Annotated in this window: 22 protein-coding genes and 1 tRNA gene; 9 read left to right on the top strand and 14 right to left on the bottom strand. The window is 44.8% G+C overall.

Annotated elements, in window-relative coordinates; genetic code table 11:
• Positions 1-16 precede the first annotated feature (16 nt).
• From EL162_RS04155 to EL162_RS04140, 5 genes are all read left to right on the top strand, one after another.
• On the top strand, positions 17-1,207 hold the full coding sequence (locus tag EL162_RS04155; protein WP_126330294.1) for a nuclease-related domain-containing DEAD/DEAH box helicase: 1,191 nt from the start codon (positions 17-19) through the stop codon (positions 1,205-1,207).
• A 122-nt stretch (positions 1,208-1,329) separates the two neighbouring features.
• Positions 1,330-1,941, top strand: a complete 612-nt coding sequence (locus EL162_RS04150) for a DEAD/DEAH box helicase (RefSeq protein ID WP_126330292.1) — start codon at positions 1,330-1,332, stop codon at positions 1,939-1,941.
• Between the two features lie 13 nt (positions 1,942-1,954).
• Positions 1,955-3,127: a 2-methylaconitate cis-trans isomerase PrpF gene (gene prpF / locus EL162_RS04145; RefSeq protein ID WP_126330290.1), complete on the top strand. Its 1,173-nt coding sequence runs from the start codon at positions 1,955-1,957 to the stop codon at positions 3,125-3,127.
• A 98-nt stretch (positions 3,128-3,225) separates the two neighbouring features.
• Complete coding sequence (locus EL162_RS09965; protein ID WP_170161412.1) at positions 3,226-3,363, top strand: hypothetical protein; 138 nt, start codon at positions 3,226-3,228, stop codon at positions 3,361-3,363.
• 194 nt (positions 3,364-3,557) lie between these two features.
• Entirely contained in the window at positions 3,558-3,758 is a 201-nt protein-coding gene (locus EL162_RS04140) for a hypothetical protein (RefSeq protein WP_126330288.1), read from the top strand.
• Between the two features lie 100 nt (positions 3,759-3,858).
• On the opposite strand, the gene ahpC is transcribed toward EL162_RS04140, so the two are convergent.
• Entirely contained in the window at positions 3,859-4,425 is a 567-nt protein-coding gene (gene ahpC, locus EL162_RS04135; protein ID WP_076554748.1) for an alkyl hydroperoxide reductase subunit C, read from the bottom strand.
• Positions 4,426-4,663: 238 nt separating this feature from the next.
• Between ahpC and EL162_RS04130 the strand changes: the two genes are divergently transcribed.
• Entirely contained in the window at positions 4,664-5,596 is a 933-nt protein-coding gene (locus tag EL162_RS04130) for a hydrogen peroxide-inducible genes activator (RefSeq protein WP_076554749.1), read from the top strand.
• Between the two features lie 16 nt (positions 5,597-5,612).
• Here EL162_RS04130 and EL162_RS04125 read toward each other — a convergent pair whose 3' ends face one another.
• From EL162_RS04125 to EL162_RS04080, 10 genes are all read right to left on the bottom strand, one after another.
• Complete coding sequence (locus tag EL162_RS04125; protein WP_126330286.1) at positions 5,613-6,323, bottom strand: M48 family metallopeptidase; 711 nt, start codon at positions 6,321-6,323, stop codon at positions 5,613-5,615.
• A complete protein-coding gene (locus EL162_RS04120; RefSeq protein ID WP_126330284.1) occupies positions 6,287-7,201 on the bottom strand; it encodes a D-alanine--D-alanine ligase in 915 nt (304 codons plus the stop codon). The genes EL162_RS04125 and EL162_RS04120 overlap by 37 nt, the downstream gene beginning before the upstream one ends.
• Before the next feature lie 54 nt (positions 7,202-7,255).
• A complete protein-coding gene (gene murC / locus EL162_RS04115; RefSeq protein ID WP_126330282.1) occupies positions 7,256-8,710 on the bottom strand; it encodes a UDP-N-acetylmuramate--L-alanine ligase in 1,455 nt (484 codons plus the stop codon).
• An 87-nt stretch (positions 8,711-8,797) separates the two neighbouring features.
• Positions 8,798-9,886, bottom strand: coding sequence for an undecaprenyldiphospho-muramoylpentapeptide beta-N-acetylglucosaminyltransferase (gene murG, locus EL162_RS04110; RefSeq protein WP_126330280.1), 1,089 nt, complete (start codon positions 9,884-9,886; stop codon positions 8,798-8,800).
• A 167-nt stretch (positions 9,887-10,053) separates the two neighbouring features.
• Positions 10,054-11,019 carry a glutathione synthase gene (gene gshB / locus EL162_RS04105; RefSeq protein ID WP_126330278.1) on the bottom strand — a complete coding sequence of 322 codons (966 nt, stop codon included), beginning with the start codon at positions 11,017-11,019 and terminating at the stop codon, positions 10,054-10,056.
• 16 nt (positions 11,020-11,035) lie between these two features.
• Positions 11,036-11,683 carry an orotate phosphoribosyltransferase gene (gene pyrE, locus EL162_RS04100; RefSeq protein WP_076554753.1) on the bottom strand — a complete coding sequence of 216 codons (648 nt, stop codon included), beginning with the start codon at positions 11,681-11,683 and terminating at the stop codon, positions 11,036-11,038.
• A 330-nt stretch (positions 11,684-12,013) separates the two neighbouring features.
• A complete protein-coding gene (tsf, locus tag EL162_RS04095) occupies positions 12,014-12,892 on the bottom strand; it encodes a translation elongation factor Ts (protein ID WP_076554754.1) in 879 nt (292 codons plus the stop codon).
• Positions 12,893-12,957: 65 nt separating this feature from the next.
• The gene (gene rpsB / locus EL162_RS04090) at positions 12,958-13,773 is read right to left on the bottom strand and encodes a 30S ribosomal protein S2 (RefSeq protein ID WP_126330276.1); all 816 of its coding nucleotides are present in this window, start codon (positions 13,771-13,773) and stop codon (positions 12,958-12,960) included.
• A 227-nt stretch (positions 13,774-14,000) separates the two neighbouring features.
• Positions 14,001-17,624 (bottom strand): chromosome segregation protein SMC, encoded by a 3,624-nt coding sequence (gene smc, locus EL162_RS04085; RefSeq protein WP_126330274.1) that lies wholly within the window; start codon positions 17,622-17,624, stop codon positions 14,001-14,003.
• A 187-nt stretch (positions 17,625-17,811) separates the two neighbouring features.
• On the bottom strand, positions 17,812-18,306 hold the full coding sequence (locus EL162_RS04080) for an RNA pyrophosphohydrolase (RefSeq protein WP_126330269.1): 495 nt from the start codon (positions 18,304-18,306) through the stop codon (positions 17,812-17,814).
• A 259-nt stretch (positions 18,307-18,565) separates the two neighbouring features.
• Between EL162_RS04080 and EL162_RS04075 the strand changes: the two genes are divergently transcribed.
• On the top strand, positions 18,566-18,979 hold the full coding sequence (locus tag EL162_RS04075) for an OsmC family protein (RefSeq protein ID WP_076554758.1): 414 nt from the start codon (positions 18,566-18,568) through the stop codon (positions 18,977-18,979).
• Positions 18,976-19,398: an MAPEG family protein gene (locus EL162_RS04070; protein WP_076554759.1), complete on the top strand. Its 423-nt coding sequence runs from the start codon at positions 18,976-18,978 to the stop codon at positions 19,396-19,398. Before EL162_RS04075 ends, EL162_RS04070 begins: the two co-directional genes overlap by 4 nt.
• Here EL162_RS04070 and EL162_RS04065 read toward each other — a convergent pair.
• Both EL162_RS04065 and EL162_RS04060 read right to left on the bottom strand, forming a co-directional pair.
• Entirely contained in the window at positions 19,395-20,150 is a 756-nt protein-coding gene (locus tag EL162_RS04065; RefSeq protein WP_126330267.1) for a pantothenate kinase, read from the bottom strand. The two genes, EL162_RS04070 and EL162_RS04065, sit on opposite strands and share 4 nt — an antisense overlap.
• A 6-nt stretch (positions 20,151-20,156) precedes the next feature.
• Positions 20,157-21,038: a biotin--[acetyl-CoA-carboxylase] ligase gene (locus EL162_RS04060; RefSeq protein ID WP_126330265.1), complete on the bottom strand. Its 882-nt coding sequence runs from the start codon at positions 21,036-21,038 to the stop codon at positions 20,157-20,159.
• A 71-nt stretch (positions 21,039-21,109) separates the two neighbouring features.
• Here EL162_RS04060 and EL162_RS04055 point away from each other — a divergent pair, with 71 nt between their 5' ends.
• Positions 21,110-21,910, top strand: a complete 801-nt coding sequence (locus EL162_RS04055; RefSeq protein ID WP_126330263.1) for a sulfite exporter TauE/SafE family protein — start codon at positions 21,110-21,112, stop codon at positions 21,908-21,910.
• A 378-nt stretch (positions 21,911-22,288) separates the two neighbouring features.
• Here the strand turns inward: EL162_RS04055 and EL162_RS04050 are convergent.
• A tRNA-Phe gene (locus EL162_RS04050) sits at positions 22,289-22,364 on the bottom strand.
• Positions 22,365-22,367: the final 3 nt, after the last annotated feature.

Here is a 22,367-nt window from a genome sequence, read left to right as displayed (position 1 = left end):
TACTAAGGATTGTAAAATGGCTATTGTGTATCCAAGTATCGAGAATATTAAAAATTGGACTGTGCAACCTACCACAGGTGAATGGTTTTTGTTAAATTATCTAAAATATAATTTGGATAATTCTTATGAAATATTCTTTAATCCCTTTTTGGACGGAGATAGACCAGATTTTGTTATTTTAAAGAAAAGTGTTGGTGTTTTTGTTATTGAGGTGAAAGATTGGGAAATAAATCATCAAAATTACAAAATTGATTTATTTAATAAATGGTTTTTTAATTCAAATGTTGGTTATAAACCAATTAAATCCCCATTTTCACAAGCGTTTAATTACAAAAAGAATTTTTATGATATACATATTCCATTATTAGGAATTAAAAATGTTATCAACCCTAATTTTTTTAATGTTATTGATGTTTTTGTTTATTTGCACTGCACCAATAAGGAAGTTTTTGATAGTTTCTACGAAGAAAACAATAGAATATTTAATAGATATGTTTCTGATAATCAAAAAGGAATTTCTGTAAACTTCCCTATGGATAAAATTGAATATTTTAGAAAAAAACAACAAAGAGATAAAAATTTGGCAATATTTCAAAAAAATATTGACAGAATGGTTGAGCGAATTAAAGGCAGAAAAAAACACCCTTTATTTACTGATGATATATATGATGAATTTAAGCGTAGATTATCGCCTTCTTTATTTATTTTAGAGCAAGGAAAAATTATCCATTTAGATAAGAAGCAGGAAAAACTTGCTCAAAGCAATGCAGGATTACAAAAGATAAAAGGGGTTGCTGGTTGTGGAAAAACAGAAGTGTTAGTTAATAGAGCGGTTAATGCTATTCAGAGAACTAACACAGACAATATTTTAATTTTAACCTATAATAATAGTCTAAAACCATATTTAAGATATAGATTGTATAGTGTTTTAAGACGAGTTAATAAAGAAAAATTTGACGAAATAGATAGAGATATATTTGAAATTACCAATTATCATCGTTTCTATATCGCACAAGCCAATAACTTGAATATAGGTATTCAAGTTATGAATGCTGACGGCTCAATAAATGAAAATCAATTTAAACAGAATATATTTTTAAATAATGAAGAAAGATATGATGTGATTTTAGTTGATGAAATTCAAGATTATGAAGCAGATTGGATAAAGATTGTCCGAGATAGTTTTTATCAGAAAATGGTGAAATGATTATTTTTGGAGACCAAACTCAAAATATTTATAAAAGAGATATAAAGAAAAGAGAAAGTTCATTGGTTCACGGTTTTGGAGAATGGCAAGCGTTAAATAAATCTTATCGTTCTTGCTAAAAGTTGATTGATGTTTTTTCAAAGTTTAAAGATGAGTTTCTACTTGAATACAAAGAAGAAGAGAACTATGAATACAAAGAACTCATACAAGGTAGCTTTGACATAGGACACGAGATTATTATTCATCAGAATATTAGTTCCATAAATGATGCTTGTGAGTGCATTAGAGCCATTATCAGAGATAATAAGTTGGTTCAAAATGATACTTGCATCCTATCATCAAAGATTTTAACTTTGCAACAAATAGAAAATAAGTTTTCCAATTATGAGAAAACAACAACAGCATTTGAAACATTTTCAGATATTAAGGATATTGAAATATCAATAGAAAAAATTCCTAATGAGCAATTAAAGAAAAATAGTAGAAAATCCAAAATTGAAAAACTAAGAAAAATTAAAAAAGACCATTTTCATATAAATTCTGGATTGGTTAAATTTTCTACCATTCATAGCTTTAAAGGCTTAGAGCTAAAAAATGTATTTATTATTGTCCATCAAGATGATATTCCTGAAATTATATATACAGGAATAACTCGTTCTATTGAGAATCTATTCATTATTAGTATTGGTAATACACAATATGATGAATTTTTCAAATCTGTTGTAAGTAAATGAAAAGGAACTTAAAATGCAAACCCCAATCCCAGCCACTTATATGCGTGGTGGTACATCAAAAGGCATATTTTTTAATTTGGCGGATTTGCCAGAGCCTTGCCAAGTGGCAGGGCAGGCACGAGATGAGCTGCTTTTGCGTATCATTGGCAGTCCGGACCCTTACGGCAAGCAAATTGACGGACTGGGAGGCGGTTCATCAAGCACCTCCAAAGTCGTCATCATCTCGCCTTGTACAGACGGCATACACGATGTCAATTACCTGTTTGGGCAGGTGGCGATTGACAAGGCGATGATTGATTGGTCAGGCAACTGTGGCAATCTTACCGCAGCAGTGGGCAGTTTTGCGATTTTTAATGGGCTGATTAATAAAGACAAAATCCCCCAAAATGGCATTTGCACGGTCAAAATTTGGCAGCAAAATATTGGCAAAACCATCATCGCCCATGTACCGATGGTTGATGGTCAAGTGCAAGAAACAGGTGATTTTGAGCTTGATGGCGTAACCTTTGCCGCCTCAGAAATTAAAATTGAATTTATTGACCCTGTGGACGATACGGGCGAAATGTTCCCAACGGGTAATTTAAAGGACAAATTAAGCGTGCCTGATGTGGGCGACTTTAGCGTTACGATGATTAACGCAGGCATTCCCACGATATTTTTACACGCTCATGAGCTTGGTTTTACAGGTACAGAAAGCCAAAAGGACATCAATGGCAATGGCGAAATTTTGGCAAAACTTGAAAAAATCCGTAGCTTTGGTGCTGTCAAAATGGGGCTGATTGCCGATATTGCCGAGGCCAAAGCTCGCCAGCATACCCCAAAAATCGCTTGGGTTGCCAGCCCAACCGACTATATCGCCTCAAGTGGCAAGACAATCAAGGCAAGCAAGATTGATTTGCTCGTTCGTGCCATGAGCATGGGGCAGCTACATCATGCGATGATGGGGACGGCATCGGTTGCCATTGCTACAGCAGCGACGATTGTCGGAACAGTGGTGAATGAAGCAGCAGGCGGTCAGGCACTGACAACGGTTTGTTTTGGTCATCCATCAGGGACGCTGTTGGTGGGCGGTCAATCCAAATTGGTTGATGGCAAATGGCTGGTTCATAAGGTAACAATGAGTCGCTCCGCTCGCCGTCTGATGACAGGTGAGGTGTGGGTGCCGCAGCTGGTACAACAAACATAACCGATGGTGTTACGCCATCAACATTGTACAATCAGGATTTCGATTAAATTTAGAAGGCTAATATGAGAACTATCGCACTTGCTCTTTTGGTTACCTGATTGGCAGGCTGTGTCAGTACACCGCCATCAGTCTTAACCCCTGCTTATATTGCCAAAAACGACACCCCTTTGGTGGACGAACAAGCAACCAAACTACTGCCATATGATGCCAATCCTTATCACATGGGCAGTCGATAGCTGTGGTATATGGTGCATTTTTGGGGCGAGGGTTGTATTTATCTTCTGCAAAAAATAAGAAATACACCGCCTCCTTCCCAAAACTGCCAGAAAGTGGCGTATTATGAAATGAAAGGACAAGATTCTAACACTAAAAGATGCCGATGATTTGCCACAAGTGTTTGAATCTAAGATGGGCGATACCATTGGCACCAATGGGCATTACATCGATTACAATCCCGACATTACCTTCAATCAAAGCAACAGTATCAAAAAATGCCTCGCCAAAGACGGAGTTGCCTTTGTGGATGATGAGTATGCACAATCTAAGCAAAGAGCTTGCCGAAAGCCTAACCTACGGCGACTTTGACAATCCCCCAAATAACAAACAGGATATCAAGCCCCAAAGCCAATAAATATTGGCAAATAATTAGCACTTCTTAAGCTGTTTGTCAAGCAACATAAAAAACCAAGCCCATCAGAGCTTGGTTTTTTGGTTTAAGGAGGTAGTTTGGCTTAGATTTTACCAACCAAATCTAGGCTTGGTTTTAGCGTTTCTTGACCTTGTTCCCATGCTGCTGGGCAAACTTCGCCATCATTTTCACGCACATATTGAGCAGCTTTCACCTTGCGAACCATGTCTTTGGCAGAGCGACCAATGCCCAAGTCGTGGATTTCAGCAACTTTGATGAAGCCATCTGGATCTACCAAGAAAGTACCACGCAATGCAGCGTTGTCTTCTTCGATCATTACATTAAAGCCACGAGTGATTTTGCCAGTACCATCGCCAAGCATTGGGTATTTTACTTTGCTAATCGCTGGTGATGCGTCATGCCATGCTTTGTGAACAAAATGAGTATCTGTTGAAACTGCATACACTTCTACGCCTAGGGCTTTTAGCTCGTCATAATGAGCTGCCATGTCTTCAAGCTCGGTTGGGCAAACAAAAGTAAAGTCGTGTGGGTAGAATAGGAAAATTGCCCAGCTGCCTTTAACATCTTCAGAAGTGATGGTTTTAAATTCGCCATTAACAAAGGCTTGGGTTGAGAATTCTGGGATTTGTTGATTGATGATTGCTGCCATAATGGACACCTTTTTTGTTTGTTAAAAATTAATTCTCACCAAATCAAATGCAGTATTTGCTCTGGCTTCGTTAATTATCATACCAAAAATTGTCAATTTATACAGTTAAAACTTTCAAAGATGCTGTTTTATTTTATAAAACTTCGGTACAATAGTGGTGCAATTTATCAAACATCACCACGCCAAAATGCGTTGGCAATCACAACCGCTGTTATTTTACAATTTAAAAAGGAAAACTATGATTACACTGCGTCAATTGGAATTTGCTTTGGCAGTTGCCAAACATCGGCATTTTAAGCGTGCTGCCGAAGAATGCAACATCTCGCAATCGGCTCTAAGCCTTGGTATTACTGAGCTTGAAAAGCAGCTAGACACCCAAATTTTCGAAAGAAACAACAAACAAGTACTCATCACGCCCATCGGTGAAGAGCTGCTTGAGCGTGCCCAACGCATCAAAAGCGAGGTCAGCGATTTGATGACTCGTGCTCATAGCCACCAGACACCGCTTGCCTACCCGATGACCATTGGCATTATCCCAACGGTTGCACCTTATCTGTTGCCAAAAGTACTGCCCGTGCTAAAATCCAGCCAGCCGCATTTTGAGCTGTCTGTCATCGAAAAACAAACCGAGCGACTCATCGATCAGGTGCGTTATGGGCATATTGATACCGCCATCATCGCCCTGCCCTATCCACTGGACGGTTTGCACGCTTTTGAGTTCTGGGCGGAGAATTTTTTTGCCATCTTGCCAAATGGCGACACGCCAATTCATGCTGACAAAATCAGCAGTGATGATTTGTCCAAAACCAATTTATTACTGCTTGGCGAAGGGCATTGCTTAACCGATCATGTGCTGTCTGTCTGTGCCTTGAGCAAGAGTGAAATCCACTCAAGTTTTTCTGATGCCAGCCTAAATACACTGATTCAGATGAGCTTGGCAGGTATGGGAACAACCTTGGTGCCAAAAATGGCTTTGGATCAAATTAGTACCACCAAATCAGTACACGCCCTACCATTAGCAGAAGCTGGTCCGCATCGGCGGTTGGCATTTATTACACGGCTCAATTATGCTCGTGTCAATGATGTACGCCTATTGAGTGAAATTTTTGGTCAGGCATTGGCACAAGGCGAACAGCAAACAGCCAGCACATCGCCCACCCATACGGCATGACAATGACATGGCGGTGCTAACCTTTTAATCTATCATGCCACAGGCGATATTCTGGCATAAAAGATGCAACGCACGCCCAAAACTCTGCACTGTGATTGGCATGATACAAATGGCACAATTCATGCACCAACACATAACTTAGGCACTCGGCAGGATAAGCAGCAAGACGGCTATTGATGGTGATTTGGGCGGTGCGTGTGTTGCAGCTTCCCCAGCGGCTTTTCATGGCTTTAATGCTGACCGTGCTTGCAAATTTGCCAACTTTGGGTTGCCACTTTTGCAACAGCTCTGGCAATTTTTGGGCGACTTGTTGCCGATAAATCCAAGCAATCAGCTCATCATCAGGCATGGCTTGCAATCGCCGATAACTGCGTGTGTGCAAGTTATCCTGCTGCATGGCAAGCCAAGCTCGTGCATCAAACGGCTCGCCCCATAGACAAGTCGGCTGCCGCCCCCGTGCCAAAATCCGCTCATGACCTTGTATTGCCCAATCTATTCGCTGCTCAATGGCTTGTGCCAGCAATGCTTGCGAAATATGAATGGGCGTACTGACCACAAACTGCCCCGCTTTTATGCGAAAGTTGATATTTTTAATGCGTTTTTTATTAATAATTAACAAAATGCCATGACTTGCCAAGCGATTGCTTAGCGAAATCATGGCTGATGATTGTGGCGATACAGATGCCAAAATTATGCCGTCAGCGTCTGTGCCAAGATTTGTACGCACAAATCAGCAAGGCCAACACCGCGAGCCTGAGCTGCCATTGGCACAAGGCTATGATCGGTCATGCCGGGAACTGTGTTAATCTCAAGCAAATACAGCGTGCCGTCATCACTCTTTAAAAAATCAACCCTTGCCCAGCCACGCCCACCCAGAGCATCAAAGGCTTTTTTGGCAAGCTCGCCCATTTCACGCTCTTGTTCACTCGTCAAATCAGACGGACATTGATAAGTCGTATCATCACGCAAATATTTGGCCTCATAGTCATAAAACTTGCCCGTTGGGATAATGCGAATGCTTGGCAATGTCTCGCCACCAACCAAAGCACAGGCGTACTCGCCACCTGTGATGGCTTTTTCGGCCAAAATTGCACCATGATACTGCTTAAGCGTTGGGTAAATTTTTGCCAAATCGCCTGCATTTTCAACCATGGTTACGCCAACGCTTGAGCCTTCGGCGGCAGGCTTGACAAATAGTGGCAGACCAAACTGCTGCTCCACCGCAGCAAAATCGCTGTCATCATGCAAGACAACATAAGGCACATTGGGCAAATTAAACCCCTGCCAAATCAAACGACAACGAAATTTATCCATCGCAATCGCCGATGCCAGCACGCCGCTGCCTGTGTAAGGGATATTAAACCCATCAAGCACGCCCTGCAAACCACCGTCTTCGCCAAAAGTGCCATGTAATACATTAAACACACGGTCAAATTCACGCAGCTTAGAAATATCGGTTTGTTTTGGGTCAAACTGGTGTGCATCCACGCCTTTTGAGAGCAAAGCATTTAGCACGGCTTTACCACTGTTTAGCGATACTTCACGCTCTGTGCTAAAGCCACCACAAACAACGGCAACTTTACCAAATTTGGTTACATCAATCATGATATTCTCCACATATTTGTTATTTTTTAATTACTTTTTAATCAGTGCAGCTTATCAATCACGCTCTGATAAATACAAGCCATGTTCTTTTAGCTCTTGGCACAATTGCCCCACATTGCCCGCCCCTTGGGTGATGAGCAAATCGTTTGGTTTTAGGGCGGCTTTTAGCACCTGACTGATCTGCTCCTTGTCATTAACATTTAGCACAATTGGCTCAACCTGTCCTCGTTCACGCAATGAGCGTGCCAAATCATCACTGGTCGCACCCTTAATCGGCTCTTCGCCAGCACCATAAACATCAAGCAAGATCAGCTTGTCCACTTGCGAGAGCGTTGCCACAAAATCATTAAAACAATCTCTGGTGCGGCTATAACGATGCGGCTGGAACATCACCACTAGGCGGCGATCAGGATAGCTTTGGCGAGCAGCCTTGATGGTGGCAGCAACCTCTGTTGGGTGATGACCATAATCATCTATCAATAGCACATCGCCATCGCCCAACGCATAGCTGCCATTATGCTCAAAACGCCGCCCCACGCCTGCAAATTTCTCAACAGCACGACAGATTGCCTCATCGCTCACTCCTTCATCTGTCGCCATCGTGATGGCTGCCAACGCATTATATACATTATGCTCGCCCGGCACATTTAGCACCATAGGCAACGGCTTGCAGTCTTTACGCAGTACGGTAAAATGTGTTTTTGCCCCTTCAACACGCAAATCCACCGCCTGCACATCATTATGTGGCTTAAGCCCAAAGGTAAGCACAGGGCGGGCAATATCATCAAGCATACCCAGCAGCACTTCATCATCACCACAAATTGCCGCCAAACCATAAAACGGCATATTGTGCAAAAACTGGATATAAGCAGCTTTTAATTTCTCAAAACTGCCCTCATAGGTATCCATGTGATCTTCGTCAATATTGGTTACAATGGTTGCCATCGGTCGCAAACTTAAAAATGACGCATCAGACTCATCTGCTTCCGCCACCAGATAGCGACTGCCTCCAAGCGAGGCATTTTTGCCAGAGGCGTTTAATTTGCCGCCAATCACATAGGTTGGATCTAGCCCTGCTTCGGTTAGCATCATCGTCAATAAACTTGTGGTTGTCGTCTTGCCGTGTGCACCTGCCACCGCAATGCCATGCCGATAACGCATCAGCTCACCGAGCATATCAGCGCGGCGAACCACAGGGATATGACCGCTCAGGGCAGCAACAATCTCAGGATTGCTCTTGTCAATGGCACTTGACACCACCACAACATCAGCATTGGCAATGTTTTTGCTGTCATGCCCAATGAATATCTGCACGCCCAAACTCTGTAGCCGTGCCGTAACGGTGCTTTGTTTAATATCCGAGCCAGAGATGGTATAACCCTGATTCAGTAGCACTTCGGCAATGCCACACATACCAGCACCGCCAATGCCAACAAAATGAATGGTCTGAATGCGTCGCATTTCTGGGATTTCAATTAAGCGTTTGGGTAATGATTGCTTGCTTGGCATGGCAAATTTCCTTGATAATCAATTTAAAATTGGGTCGCCGTTTCACATAGTTGTTGTCATCTGATACTTGTTGCACCGATGGCGATTTTATTGCACAGTTTTCTCGATAATATCGGCAACGACCACATCGGCATCAACACAAGCCTGCGCGCGAGCAATGCTTGCCATTTGCTTGCACTGATTACGATCCAAGCCATCAAGCACCTCTGCCAACGATTTGCCGTCAAGTTCGGTTTGTGGTATCAAAATTGCCGCCCCAGCCTCAACCAGTACTTTGGCATTGGCGGTTTGATGGTCATCAACTGCGTGTGGTAATGGCACAAAAATCGCCGCCACGCCTGCATTACTGATTTCGCTAACAGTCAAAGCCCCAGCACGGCATACGATAATATCCGCCCATGCATACGCTGCCGCCATGTCATCAATAAACGGCTTTAGCTCGATGATATGCTTAGTGGTGTCAATGCCTGCCTGCGAATAAGCCACCAGCATCTGCTCGTGATTGTCTTTGCCGCACTGATGCTGTACCGACAACGGACGATTGATTGACTGCAACATCTCAACCACCGCCTGATTGATTGCCATCGCTCCCAATGAGCCACCAACCACCAGCAGTTTTAGCGGTGAATTATCCTCAGCATACCGCACACTTGGATCGGCGATATTGCTAATGGCTCGGCGTACAGGGTTGCCGACCGTCAGCAGCTTTTGGCTATCTTGGGCAAATGCCCCTGCAAATGCCTGCAAAATCACATCGGCATGACGAGCCAAGTTCTTGTTACTCATGCCAGCGATGGCGTTTTGTTCATGAATCACCAGTGGCAATTTGCATAATTTTGCAGCCAGCCCGCCCGGTGCTGTTACATAACCACCAAAGCCAACCACCACATCAATATTCTGACTTTGTAAAATATGCCGCACCGCCAGCACGGATTTAAATAGCATAAATGGCAATTTTACCATGCGTGCCAAACCCTTACCACGCAAGCCCTGCATGGCGATGGTATGCATCTGGTACCCATGCTTTGCGACCAAGTCATTTTCCATGCCTGTTGGTGTGCCAAGCCAATGAATATTTGCACCACGGCGTGCCAATTCATCAGCCACTGCTAAGGCAGGAAATACATGACCACCCGTGCCTGCCGCCATCATCAGTACATTAAGTTGTTTTATCATCGTTATATCCGTTGTTTAATTAATCTTTACAATTTCACCAGTTGCTTTTGTTATTAAAATATCAATAAATCAAGCAAATATTCATATTGACACTTACTGATTGCTACTTATCAATCACTATGTTTACTGATCGATTATCAGTCATTATCAATTAAATTAACTAAAATTTATCTTGTGCAATACTTATCAATATTATGCTCAATAAACGCAATAAAATCGGTTGCAATATCCGTGCCACATTGCTCATCAATCTGCCTGATGCAAGTTGGACTGGTTACATTAATCTCGGTAATCAAACCACCAATGATATCCAAGCCAACAAAATACAAGCCTTTTTCTAACAAAATCGGTGCAACGGCTTCGGCAACAGCTCGCTCCGCTTGCGACAACGGCATTGCCACGCCACGACCACCTGCCGCCAAATTACCACGCGTCTCGCCCTCGCTTGGAATGCGTGCCAAGCAATAATCCACAGGCTTGCCACCAACTATCAACACCCGCTTATCACCCTCCTTGATGGCAGGAATGTACTTTTGTGCCATGACGGGCAAACTGCCAAGCTCGGTCAGCATCTCAAGCGTTGCACCGATATTATGCCCTGTATCAGTCAGCCGAAAAATACCCATACCACCCATACCATCAAGCGGCTTGACAATCACATCTTTATGCTTGGCGATAAAGCTGCGGATATGCGATTGCTTATTGCTAACGATGGTTGGCGACATCAGATGGCTAAATTGTGTAGCGAATAGCTTTTCATTGCAATCTTTGACGCTTTGTGGGTCGTTCACCACCCAGACACCTTCTCGCTTGGCATAGTCAAGCAAATGCAATGCGTACAAAAATTTCATGTCAAACGGCGGATCTTTACGCATCAAAATCACATCAAATTGCGAAGATGGCACGCTTGTTATATCGCCCAATTCATAAAAATGCTCAGGGTCTTGATAAACGCTCAATGCCTGTGCATCAACCTGCAACCTACCCTCATCAAGCCACAAATCCTGAATCTGACAATAGCTTAATTGATGCCCCCGCTTGGCAATTGCCCACATCATCGCAAGCGTTGAATCTTTGTGATAATTAATGGTTGCAATATCGTCCATCACGATTAGGAAATTTAGCTGTTTCATCTTGCCCTCATTTGTCTTAATCACAGCCATACTGGTTGCGATAATCAATCATCTGTGCAAGCTGTTGTGGCGTGCCTTGATTGGCAACATACTCAATAATATCGTCCATCGTAACCAATGCCAGCACAGGCACTTGTAATGATTGGGCAAGCTCGGCAATGGCGGATTGCTCACCCTGACCTTTTTCTTTGCGATCAAGAGCAACAACCACGCCTGCAACTTTTGCTCCTGCATTGTCAAGCAATGCCACCACTTCACGCATTGCCGTCCCTGCGGTCATGACATCGTCTATTACCCAAACCGACTTGCCAGCCAAGTCTGCACCAACCAACACGCCGCCTTCGCCGTGATCTTTGGCTTCTTTGCGATTATAGCCCCATTCGGCGTTGATGCCATGAGCTTGCCATAGCTGCTGTGCGGTCGCCGCCACAAACGGTATGCCCTTGTACGCCGCCCCAAAAATCACCAAATCATCTGTGGCGTTTTTTGCCAAAGTCTCGGCATAACCTTTTGCCAATAAACTCAACAACTCGCCCGTCGCCAATAATCCTGCATTAAAAAAATATGGGCTGATTCGACCTGATTTTAGGGTAAATTCCCCAAAACGCAATACATTATTCTTTAGTGCAGCTTCAATAAACTGCTGAGGGCTAAATGCTGACATAATATTCCTTAGCTTGACAACAACCCCACGGCAATGCCTGCGGGATTTTTATAAACTGATGACTATTGTACTCTGTATGCCACGCTTTTACAATGAAATCAACAGGATAAATACAAATAAACACAACCGCGACAATTGGCAATCCGCCAAAGAAGGACGGACGGCATCATTGCCCAAAATGGTGTGAATGTTTATGATATCATTCCTAAATAAAATTTATAATAAATTCAATAAAATCATAGACTTAATTCAAAGGTCAATCACAATCCCATCATTAAGCTGATAAAAAAGCCCAGCAAAATACTGGGCTTTTTGCAAAGATTGCAAAACTTAGGCTTTTGCAGCCGCTTGAGCAGCAGCAACTTCGGCAGCGAAGTCTTCTTGCTTTTTCTCGATACCTTCGCCCACTTCTAGGCGTTTGAAGCTAACAACGGTTGCACCTTCTGATTTTAGTACATCGCCAACTTTTTTGTCATTGTCCATGACATATGGTTGGTTTACCAAAGTTACTTCGTTTAGGTATTTTTGGATACCGCCAGTGATCATCTTCTCTACCACTGCCTCTGGCTTGCCAGATTCTTTGGCTTTGGCTTCAATGATGTCTTTTTCGCGAGCCAAAATGTCTGCTGGTACATCGGCTTCGTTCACCGCCAATGGGTTAAATGCCGCCACTTGCATCGCAACAGCCTTACCAACTTCTTCTGAACCGCCTTCATAAGACACCACCACGCCAATGCGTAGACCGTGGCGATAGGCAGCCAAATTAGCACCTTCGATGATTTCGGCACGGCGTACTTGAATGTTTTCACCAATTTTTTGCACCAGTGCTACGCGAGCCTCTTCAACGGTTGCACCGTCGCCATATGGCAATGCAGAAATTGCAGCAACATCGGTTGTGTTGTTTGCCAAAGCAAGCTCGGCAACTTGGTTGGCAAATGCAGTGAAGTTGTCATCTTTTGCCACAAAGTCAGTTTGGCAGTTTACTTCCAATAGCAGTGCCTTGCCAGCAGTCTGGGCGATGATAATCGCACCATCAGCGGCGATATTACCTGCTTTTTTGGCAGCTTTTGCTTGACCTGATTTACGCAGATTGTCAATGGCAAGCTCGATATCGCCATTTGCTTCTTCTAGTGCTTTTTTGCACTCCATCATACCAAGACCAGTACGGTCTCTTAGCTCTTTTACCAGCTTTGCAGAAACTTGAGTCATGTAGTTTACCTTAAAAACTTAAATTCAGCGATGGCCGAACGCTTGGCATTCGGCCGCTTGAGTGATTAGTAGTTATTAACCACTTGACCAGCTTGGTCGATTTTGTCTTCAACTGGTGCAGTTGCATTATCACGGCTTGCTTGCTTATCAGCATCGGCTGCATCAGCACCGCCTTGAGTTTTGGCATACTCTTTACCAGCGATAATCGCATCAGCCATTGCAGTTACATACAAGCTAACGGCACGGATTGCGTCATCATTGGCAGCGATAACATAATCAACATTGTCTGGGTTTGAGTTGGTGTCTACGATACCGATGACTGGGATACCAAGGTTTTTTGCCTCTTTGATGGCGATGGCTTCGTGATCAACATCAACCACGAACAACGCATCTGGCAAGCCGCCCATGTCTTTGATACCGCCCAAGGCACGCTCTAGCTTTTCCATTTGGCGAGTACGCTCTAGTGCTTCACGCTTAGTTAGCTTGGCAAAAGTGCCGTCTTCGGCTTGCTTTTCTAGCTCTTTTAGGCGAGTGATTGACTGACGCAGAGTCTTCCAGTTGGTTAGCATACCACCCAACCAGCGATGATCTACATAAGGCATACCGGCTCGTTGTGCCTGCTCACGAATAACAGCACTGGCAGCACGCTTAGTACCAACAAACAAAATTTTGTTGCGAGCAGCTGCTTGCTTATTTGCAAAGGTCAAAGCCTCATTGAACTGCTTCACAGTATGCTCAAGGTTGATGATGTGAATGCGGTTGCGAGCACCAAAGATGTATTGGCTCATTTTTGGGTTCCAAAAACGAGTTTGGTGGCCAAAGTGAGCACCTGCTTCTAGCAAATCACGCATTGAGATTTGGGTTGGGTTTTTGTCTGACATAAAAAATCCTAAAAGTTGGGTTACGCCTCCACGAAAACAAAATATCAAATCTGCCAGCACGCATTCATTATAGTGCTAATGAATTAATCAAACCGACAAACACCCTGATATTTCAAAGATTCTCGTGTGTGTAGTGTTAATAAAAAATACGCCCATAAAAAATGGACGCATTATTATAGCAAAAATTTTTGGCAATGACAAGCAATCAAACAGCCAACGCCACAAGCCTACACTGCTGGTTCAAGGTATTTTTCGGCCTCCTGCAAATCAACCGTAACCAAACTTGAAATGCCAGCTGTCGGCATGGTGATGCCTTTTAGTTCATCGGCAATCTGCATGGCAAGTTTATTGTGGCTAATAAAAATAAACTGCACATCACAAGCCAGCTCACGAATCAGCCCTGTAAATCGTGCCACATTGGCATCATCAAGCGGTGCGTCCACTTCATCAAGCACACAAAACGGTGCAGGGTGCTGCTTGAAAATCGCAAAAATCAAACTAAGTGCCGTCAGTGTTTTTTCGCCGCCCGATAGCACTGCAAGCCGAGAGTTTTTCTTGCCCTTGGGCTGTGCCATCAAGACCAAACCTGCTCGCCACTTGTCTGCTTTTGGCAAGCTGTCATCTTCCATCAAGCTCAAACTTGCCTGACCGCCACCAAAAACTTTGGAAAATAAGGCATTAAGCTGCTCATTGACCGCAGACAATGCACCCAAAAATAGCGATTTTGTTTTCTCGTCAATGGTGCGAATGGCATCTTCAAGCTTTGTCATGCTCTTTGTAATGTCAGCAATTTGCTCGTCCATTGGCGATACTCTCGCCTCAAGCTCGGCAAGCTCAGCGGCGGCGGCAAGGTTTACCGCCCCAAGTTTGGCAATCTGCTCTTTTAACCGCTCACGCTCGGCAAAATTATCCACAAATTGCCTGTTGGGATTGGCACGAAAATCCGCCAACATTGCAGGCAAGTTAAACGCCTCATCAAAGCGGGTCAGCTCATCGGCCAAATCTTGTAGGCGACTCTCACCAACCGCAGTATCAGCACTGACTTGAGCGGCGGCTGTTTGGGCGGCGGTAAATTGGTTGTGGCAATCGGTCAGCTCTTCTTGCAATTTTGCCTGCCCAAGCTGCAAAACCTTAGTGGCAGCTTCGTACTCATCGCTTGCCACTTTTAGCTCATGGCTTGTCGCCTGTGCTTGCTTGAATGTCGCCAAAAGCTCTGGCAATTTGTCATGCAGCTCATCTTGACTGCGTTTGGTCGCCTCACTATCAGCCTGCGTCTTTGCAAGGCTTGTCTTTGCCATCTCAAGCAAGCGTTCGGCGTGCGTCTTATTTTGACTAAGCGTGTTGATTTGTAGCTGCAACTGATTATGCGTTTCGCTGCGTTGTTTTAGCAGTGCATTGACCTCATCGATACGCAGCGTCTGCACACTCATGCTCTGATTGGCAAGTGTGATAAGCGGAGCAAATTCAGCCAACTTTTCTTGGCACTGTTGCTGCTGTGCCTGTAGTTGCTGCAGCTCTAGCGATAATGCCTTTTTTTCTTCGGTCAGCTGCTCATGCTGAGCCAACAAGCTCTCACGGCGGATTTGCTCATTATCAATCTTTGCCGTCAAAGTAGCAATCATCTTCTCGGCATGATGCAGCTGTACTGTGGCTGCGTTTTTTTGGGCGAGCAGCTCTTCGAGCTCAACCTTTGCCGTTTGTAGCTGGCCACTTGTCTGCTTGAGCAGTTTTTGTTCCTTGCCAAGTACTTCTTCGAGTGCATTTAGCTCATCGTCCAGTTCAGCAAGCCGCTGCAAATGCTTGTTTCGCTGCACCAAAAACTCACCACTTTCATCACCAAGTTTACTGATGTGCATCATGCCAAAACTGCCAAGCAACCAGCCTGTCTTGGTCAAAATCATCACCCCAACCAGTGCCGTACAATCAAGCTCATCAGGCAGCGTATCGCCAAGGTATAAATAGCAGCGGGTGAATATCTCAAGCGTCGGCGTTGCAATCAGCTCATCGAGTCTGACAAGATGACTGCTGACAGATTGTGGTAATTTTGCCAGCAAATCACTGGCATACAATGCCGAAGCAATCACGCCTTTGTCGCTTTTTTTGCCTGATTTTAGTATCAGTTTCACACTTTGGGCATCGTTTTGGCAAATGGCAACAGAAGGGTTATCGGCAAGTCTCGCCCCCAGCCAAAAACCCAAAAATTTATCCAGCACTCCAGCCAAATCTCTGCCCTTTGCCGTCAATGACAAAGCTGTTTGTAGAACTGGCAAGCTCTCCAATTCTTGCACCATGTCAGCATTAACCGCCGTATCTTGCTTGGCTTTTGGTGCTGGCGTATGTACAAGTTTGTGCAAAATCTCATACTCACCCATCAAACTGGCGTGCTGCTTATCTTGGGCGGTGGTGGCTGCTTGGTGTTGATTGACAAGCTGCTGCAATTTATCCACGCCAGCTTTTAATTCTTGCTCATCGCCAAAACCATCAAGCCGCTGCCTAAGCGACTGTGCTACCGCTTGCTGTTTTTTTAGTTCAGAGGCTTCCGTGTCGGTATTGGCAAGGTTTTGTAACGCTGTCGCAAGCTGCTCTTCACGGTGCCGAGATTTCTCAAGACTCTCCTGTACTCGTGCCACCTGTGTCTGTAGCAACTTTTGCTCGGTTTGCAGTGCGTTTTTTTGTTGCATAAGAGCATTTAGCTCATCACGCTGTGTCTGCCAAGCGTTTTGGGCATCATTTTGGGTATCTTTGGCAAGCTCAAGCTCACGCTGTGCCTGCTGTGCCTGTGGCAACAATTCGTCCAATTGCTGTGTTAATTGCTCAAGCTCACTTTTTGCATGCTCAATATTTGCCATCGCTTCGGCGTGCGTGTTCTTTAGGCGGGCGATTTTTTCATCATTTTGGGCAATGCTGTTATTAACCGTCAAAAAATTATGCTGAGCGGTTTGTTCAGCCATTTGGGCGTTATGATATTTGTCTCGTGCATCGTCTTTTAGCCACTGGGCTTCTAGGACGCGTGCAGAATGCTCATCGAGCCGTTTGCGTACTTGGCCAACTTGTGCCTCAAGAGCTGCCAAAACTTCCGCCGATTTGCCCTGTTCGCCCTTTTTTAGCTCATGATATTGCCAAGCCTCAAACAATCGCCGCAACAAATCCTCATGGTGCAAAATGTGCAATTTGTCATTTAGCTGATTGTACTGCTTGGCGGACTCTGCTTGGCGAGCCAGCGTTTTTTGTTGCTTTTTTAACTCACCTTGCAAATCGGACAATCGCTGCAAATTCTCACGCGTCTCGGCAAGTTTTTTCTCGGTATCAACTCGGCGTGCCTGATAGCGAGATACGCCAGCTCCCTCTTCGATAAACTCTCGCAGCTGCATGGGGCTAGAATCAACAATGCGGCCAATCATGCCCTGCTCAATCACCGCATAGCTGCGAGCACCCAAGCCTGTTCCCAAAAACACATCAACCACATCACGCCGCCGCACTTGCTGACCGTTGATAAAATAAGTTGACTTGCCGTCTTTGGTTACTTGGCGACGCAATGACAATTCTTGATATAGATTCAGCTCATGGCGAATGCCGTGCTTTTCGTCTTGGGTATGCTCAAACACCAGCTCCACACTGGCAAGGCTCTTGGCGGCACGACCTTCCACGCCTGCAAAAATCACATCGCTCATCGCCCCACCACGCAGCTGCTTGGCTGAAGTTTCGCCCAATACCCAGCGAATGGCATCAATCACATTGGATTTGCCACAGCCATTTGGACCGACAATGGCAGTGATGTCATGCTTGAAAGTGAAAGTCGTTGGGTTGGCAAAGGATTTAAACCCTGCCAGCTTTAGGGATTTTAATCGCATGGTAATTACGCCAAACAAGTCCGCTGGCACTTTGTACTACAACAAAGACCAAGCGATAACACAGACCCTGCCATCAGACAGGGCAAACAAAAGCTGCCATTTTAACAAATTTTGGCAAGCGGTGCATGATTAGATTATCAGCAACGACAAGACACGCCTGCCAGCTGCTGACATTTATATTTTTTGACTAACGCCCAGCGGCTTGGCGATGAGCTGGTACAGCTTCGATCAGCTCGCTTAATGCCCGCTGATATACATTGCGTTTGAAGGGAACAACCGCCGTCAATGGAAACCAGTAGCTGACCCATTGCCAATCATCAAACTCTGGAATACTGGTATCAAAACGAATGTGCTTGGTATCTGCCTCATCAAGGTATAACAAAAACCACTTTTGTTTTTGTCCAATGCACAACGGCTCCTGACCCGCTCGCACGAAGCGTTTGGGCAAGCGATAACGCAACCAATCTCGTGTAACTGCCAACACTTTGACATGCTCAGGATACAACCCAAGCTCTTCGTACAGTTCACGATACATCGCCTCAAGCGGTGTTTCGCCATAGCCAATCCCCCCTTGGGGAAATTGCCAACTGTCATGCCCTATGCGTTTGGCCCAAAGCAGCTGCCCATGTGCATTTACCAAGATGATGCCGACATTTGGACGAAAACCGTCTGCATCAATCATAACTAAACTCTTTTTATAAATAAATTTTACCGAAAATCATCGGCATTTCCTGACTGCCTATTAAACCAAAAAACCGCCCAAAAGTGTAATGTTTTTTTGAAACAAAATTACATTCGGCGAAATTTTCACCAACATTATCCCATATCTTTAACCAGCTCATGACAATTGGGTGGTAGGCACAGCACAAAACAACAAATCATTTGCCAAAATCCATCAAAGCAAGTAAAATTAAGCCTAAATTTATCATAAAAGGTGGCTTATGGCAGAGTTAAACGCAGAACTCGTATGGCAAGATGGTGTGCATTTTACAGGCACTTCGCCTTCTGGTCATCGTGTCGAAATTGACGGCGACAAGACCGCTGGTGCCAGTCCAATGGAGCTGATTTTGTTGGGTCTGGGTGGTTGTGCCAGCTATGATGTTGTCAGCATCATGAAAAAATCTCGCCAAGAGATTCACGATGTGCGTTGTCAGATGCGTGCTGTGCGTGCCGATGGCATACCAGCAGTTTATACCGATATTCACCTGCATTTTGTGGTAACTGGCAAAGACATCAAAGAAAACCAGCTTGCCAAAGCCATTGAGCTGTCTGCCCAAAAATACTGCTCCGCCTCACAAATGCTCTCCGCTGGCGGTGTGAACATTACCCACGATTATCAGATTGTTGCCGCATGATTGTCTCGTTATTTGCCACAACAAGCATCAAGCTTACCATCGTGCTGATGATCATCGCTGTCTTATTGCCCTATGTCTGCACCATACTGTGCAAGGCTTTGGGCGGTTTTCGTGCCAAAGACAATCAATCCCCCAGAGAGTTTTTGGCAAAAACCACAGGGGCAGCAGCACGCCTAAATTATGCTCAGCTGAACAGTTTTGAGAGCTTGCCGATTTTTTTGGCAAGCGTCATCATCGCCCTGTATACCTTTGTGCCTGTTGAGATTATCAATATGCTTGCGACAGGTTTTGTGCTGTTTCGCCTGTGTTATATTTATAGTTACGCGGCCAATTTATCACTGTTTCGCTCGGTGTCTTGGTTTTGTTCATTGAGCTGCTGCCTGATGTTGCTTATCCTGTCTTATCGGATTGGCATTTAGGCATTCTCGGTGTGGCTTGACAGCTTTGATTTGCCACAAAAATACCGCTGCAAACCCTTTAATAGCAGCTCTGCGTCAGTTTGTACGCCATCAAGATGGACGGATAACATATTAGCACCACCACCTGTTAGAATAACTTCATAATCTGGGTACTGCTGCTGAATATTTTTGACCGCTGACACCACGCCAAACAGCACCCCATGATTGACCGCATCATCAGTGCTTAAGCCCAAAGACAGCTCATCAAATCGCCCTTTTTTCACGCCGATTTGTTGTGTGCCAGCATACAATGCGTGCCGCTGCATATAGACATTTGGCAAGATATAACCGCCCAAATGCACGCCTTTATCAATCACATCAATGGTCAGTGCCGTACCGCAGCCAATCACACACTGCTGCTTATTGGCATCAACCACGCCAAGCATTTGTAGCCAGCGATCCACACCCAGTTGCTTGGGGTGATAGTGGCTTTTTAGCATTGGGTGGTTGTCATTGACTTTGGCAAATTCAAACGCCCTGCCGAACTCTGTCAGCGTATTGGCAAGCGTCTCATTAATCCGCTCTCCCAAGACGCTCGAAATACCGATAAATGCAGGGTCAAACTGTGCAAAACTACCAAGCAACCCCAAAAGCAGCTCATTGGGTGCTTTTAGATGCTCTTTGGCATCTGATAAGATTATTTTATCATGCTCAATCAGCCAATATTTGAGCCTCGTATTACCCAAGTCCAACCACAATACACCTTGCTTCATACACCCTCACTTAGCCAGCTGAACCATGCCTGCAAATACCGCTTGCACGCCATCGGTCGTATCAATCAACAACGCCCCCTGCTCATCAATGCCCAGACAGCGACCTGCCTGATGAACCGTTGTCATATCATCACGCACATAAATGGCAATTTGCCGATTCGTCAGCACATGACAACGATTAAACTGACGGACAAAATCCGCCCTCGCTTGACTGCCATCGCACAATCGGTTGTGGTGCATGATCGCCTGATAAATGCCATGACAGATGGGCTGGTACCACTCATGTGCTTGTGGCAACTTGCCAAGTGATGACTGCCAAATATCAGCCATGCTGGCCGCTTGATACAGGCCATCGGCAATCACAGGGCTGTTGGCAACATTTAGCCCAATGCCTATCACCACGCCTGTCAACGCCACTGGTTGTTTGGCAAAAACAGGTTCAATCAAAATACCAGCCAACTTCTGAAACAGCTGCCGATTATCATCATAAAACCCCACATCGTTTGCCCACTTTACGCCAATAAGTGGCAAATGCTCTTTTGTCCGCTCATGATTGATTTGTTCAATCACTGGCAAGTTGGCAAGATAAAAACCCACAAGCAGCGACAACAAGCCCGTCAAACGCCCCAGCCCAAATCGTGCATGGCGAGTGTGCATCGGCACATACAAAGACAAAAACACATTGCCCCGCCCACTGAGCCAGCTGCGTCCATGTTGCCCACGCCCAGCACTCTGGCTGTCTGCGGTGAACAGCACAAATTTATCATTATCAACCCTGCCCTCTACAACAGCATCAATAAGCTGCGTATTGGTGCTGTCGGTCAAAGGCTTATGGTGATGGTTTTGGCAAATCTGCTGCCACAAGTCATCAAAATCACTGTCTGCCATAAAGGTTATTGCATCGTTCGGATAAATTTGCGTTATAATACCACAAATGTTAGAAAATAACGGAAAATAGCATGATTTATCTATGGTTTGTACTGGCAGGCAGCATTGCTGGACTGTGTGCTGGCTTGTTTGGTGTCGGTGGCGGCATGGTAATTGTGCCTGCGTTGATTTGGATTTTGGCGTATTATGGCATACCCAATGACATCGTGCCGCACATTGCTGTCGGTACGGCACTTGCAACCATTATTCTAACCTCCATCAGCTCAATGACCGCTCACCACAAGCGAGGCGGAGTTCGTTGGGAAATTTTTCGCCACATGGCTAAGGGCTTGGTGCTTGGCAGTCTGGTCGGTGCATGGGTGGCAACACTCATCAGCGGCGAAGCACTACAGGCGGTATTGGGTGCTGGTGCTGTACTTATGGCGATAAAAATGCTCTTTTTCCCCAATCAAGAAAAAAGCACCGCCACCCCACAAGCTCCCTACCAGCAAGGCTTTGCAGGCATTATCATTGGTATGCTTTCGGCGATTTTTGGCATCGGCGGTGGCAGCCTAACCGTGCCATACCTAAGCCATAACGGCATTGCAATGAAACAAGCGGTCGGTACCTCTGCTGCTTGTGGCTTGCCGATTGCCATCGCAGGTGCGTTGGGTTTTATTTGGTTTGGTCAAGCTGGTGGCACCACCACAGGCATTGACGGCTTGATTGGTTTTGTGCATATTGGTGCATTTGTCAGCATCAGCATTGCAAGTTTTATTATGGCAAAAGTCGGTGCAAAACTGGCTCATATTTTGCCTGCACAAACACTCAAGCGAGCATTTGGGGTATTGCTCATGATCGTTGGTGTACAATTAATCGCCAGTGGCTTGTAATACGCCCCAATACAGCAAAACCAAGCGACACGCAAACGCCGCTTGGTTTTGTTTTTAATGAACAATAAGCAATCTATCGTTATTAATGATAAAATATCGTAAGACAAACTGAACTTACAGATTAAATAGTTTAAAAAACTTAAAAATTAACAAAGTTTTGTCAATTAAGCTCATGGCTTGTAGTTTATATTTACCATGACACACCCAAATCACAAACCTGCATAAACACCTCCCAACTGATTTATCTCTTAATCAGCCGATTGCCAAATCTGCCTTCGTCCATGCCGCACGGATAACGGTGAATTTGACATACGGCAATGATGGGCAAAAACAGACAAATTAAAAACCCTCAAAGCAGTCGCCTTGAGGGTCTTGATATGGTGGCGAGAGGCAGGATCGAACTGCCGACACACGGATTTTCAATCCGTTGCTCTACCAACTGAGCTATCACGCCAAA

The organism is Moraxella cuniculi, assembly GCF_900637105.1.
Classification (GTDB): Bacteria; Pseudomonadota; Gammaproteobacteria; order Pseudomonadales; family Moraxellaceae; genus Moraxella; species Moraxella cuniculi.
This window is presented reverse-complemented; position numbering and strand designations above follow the sequence as displayed.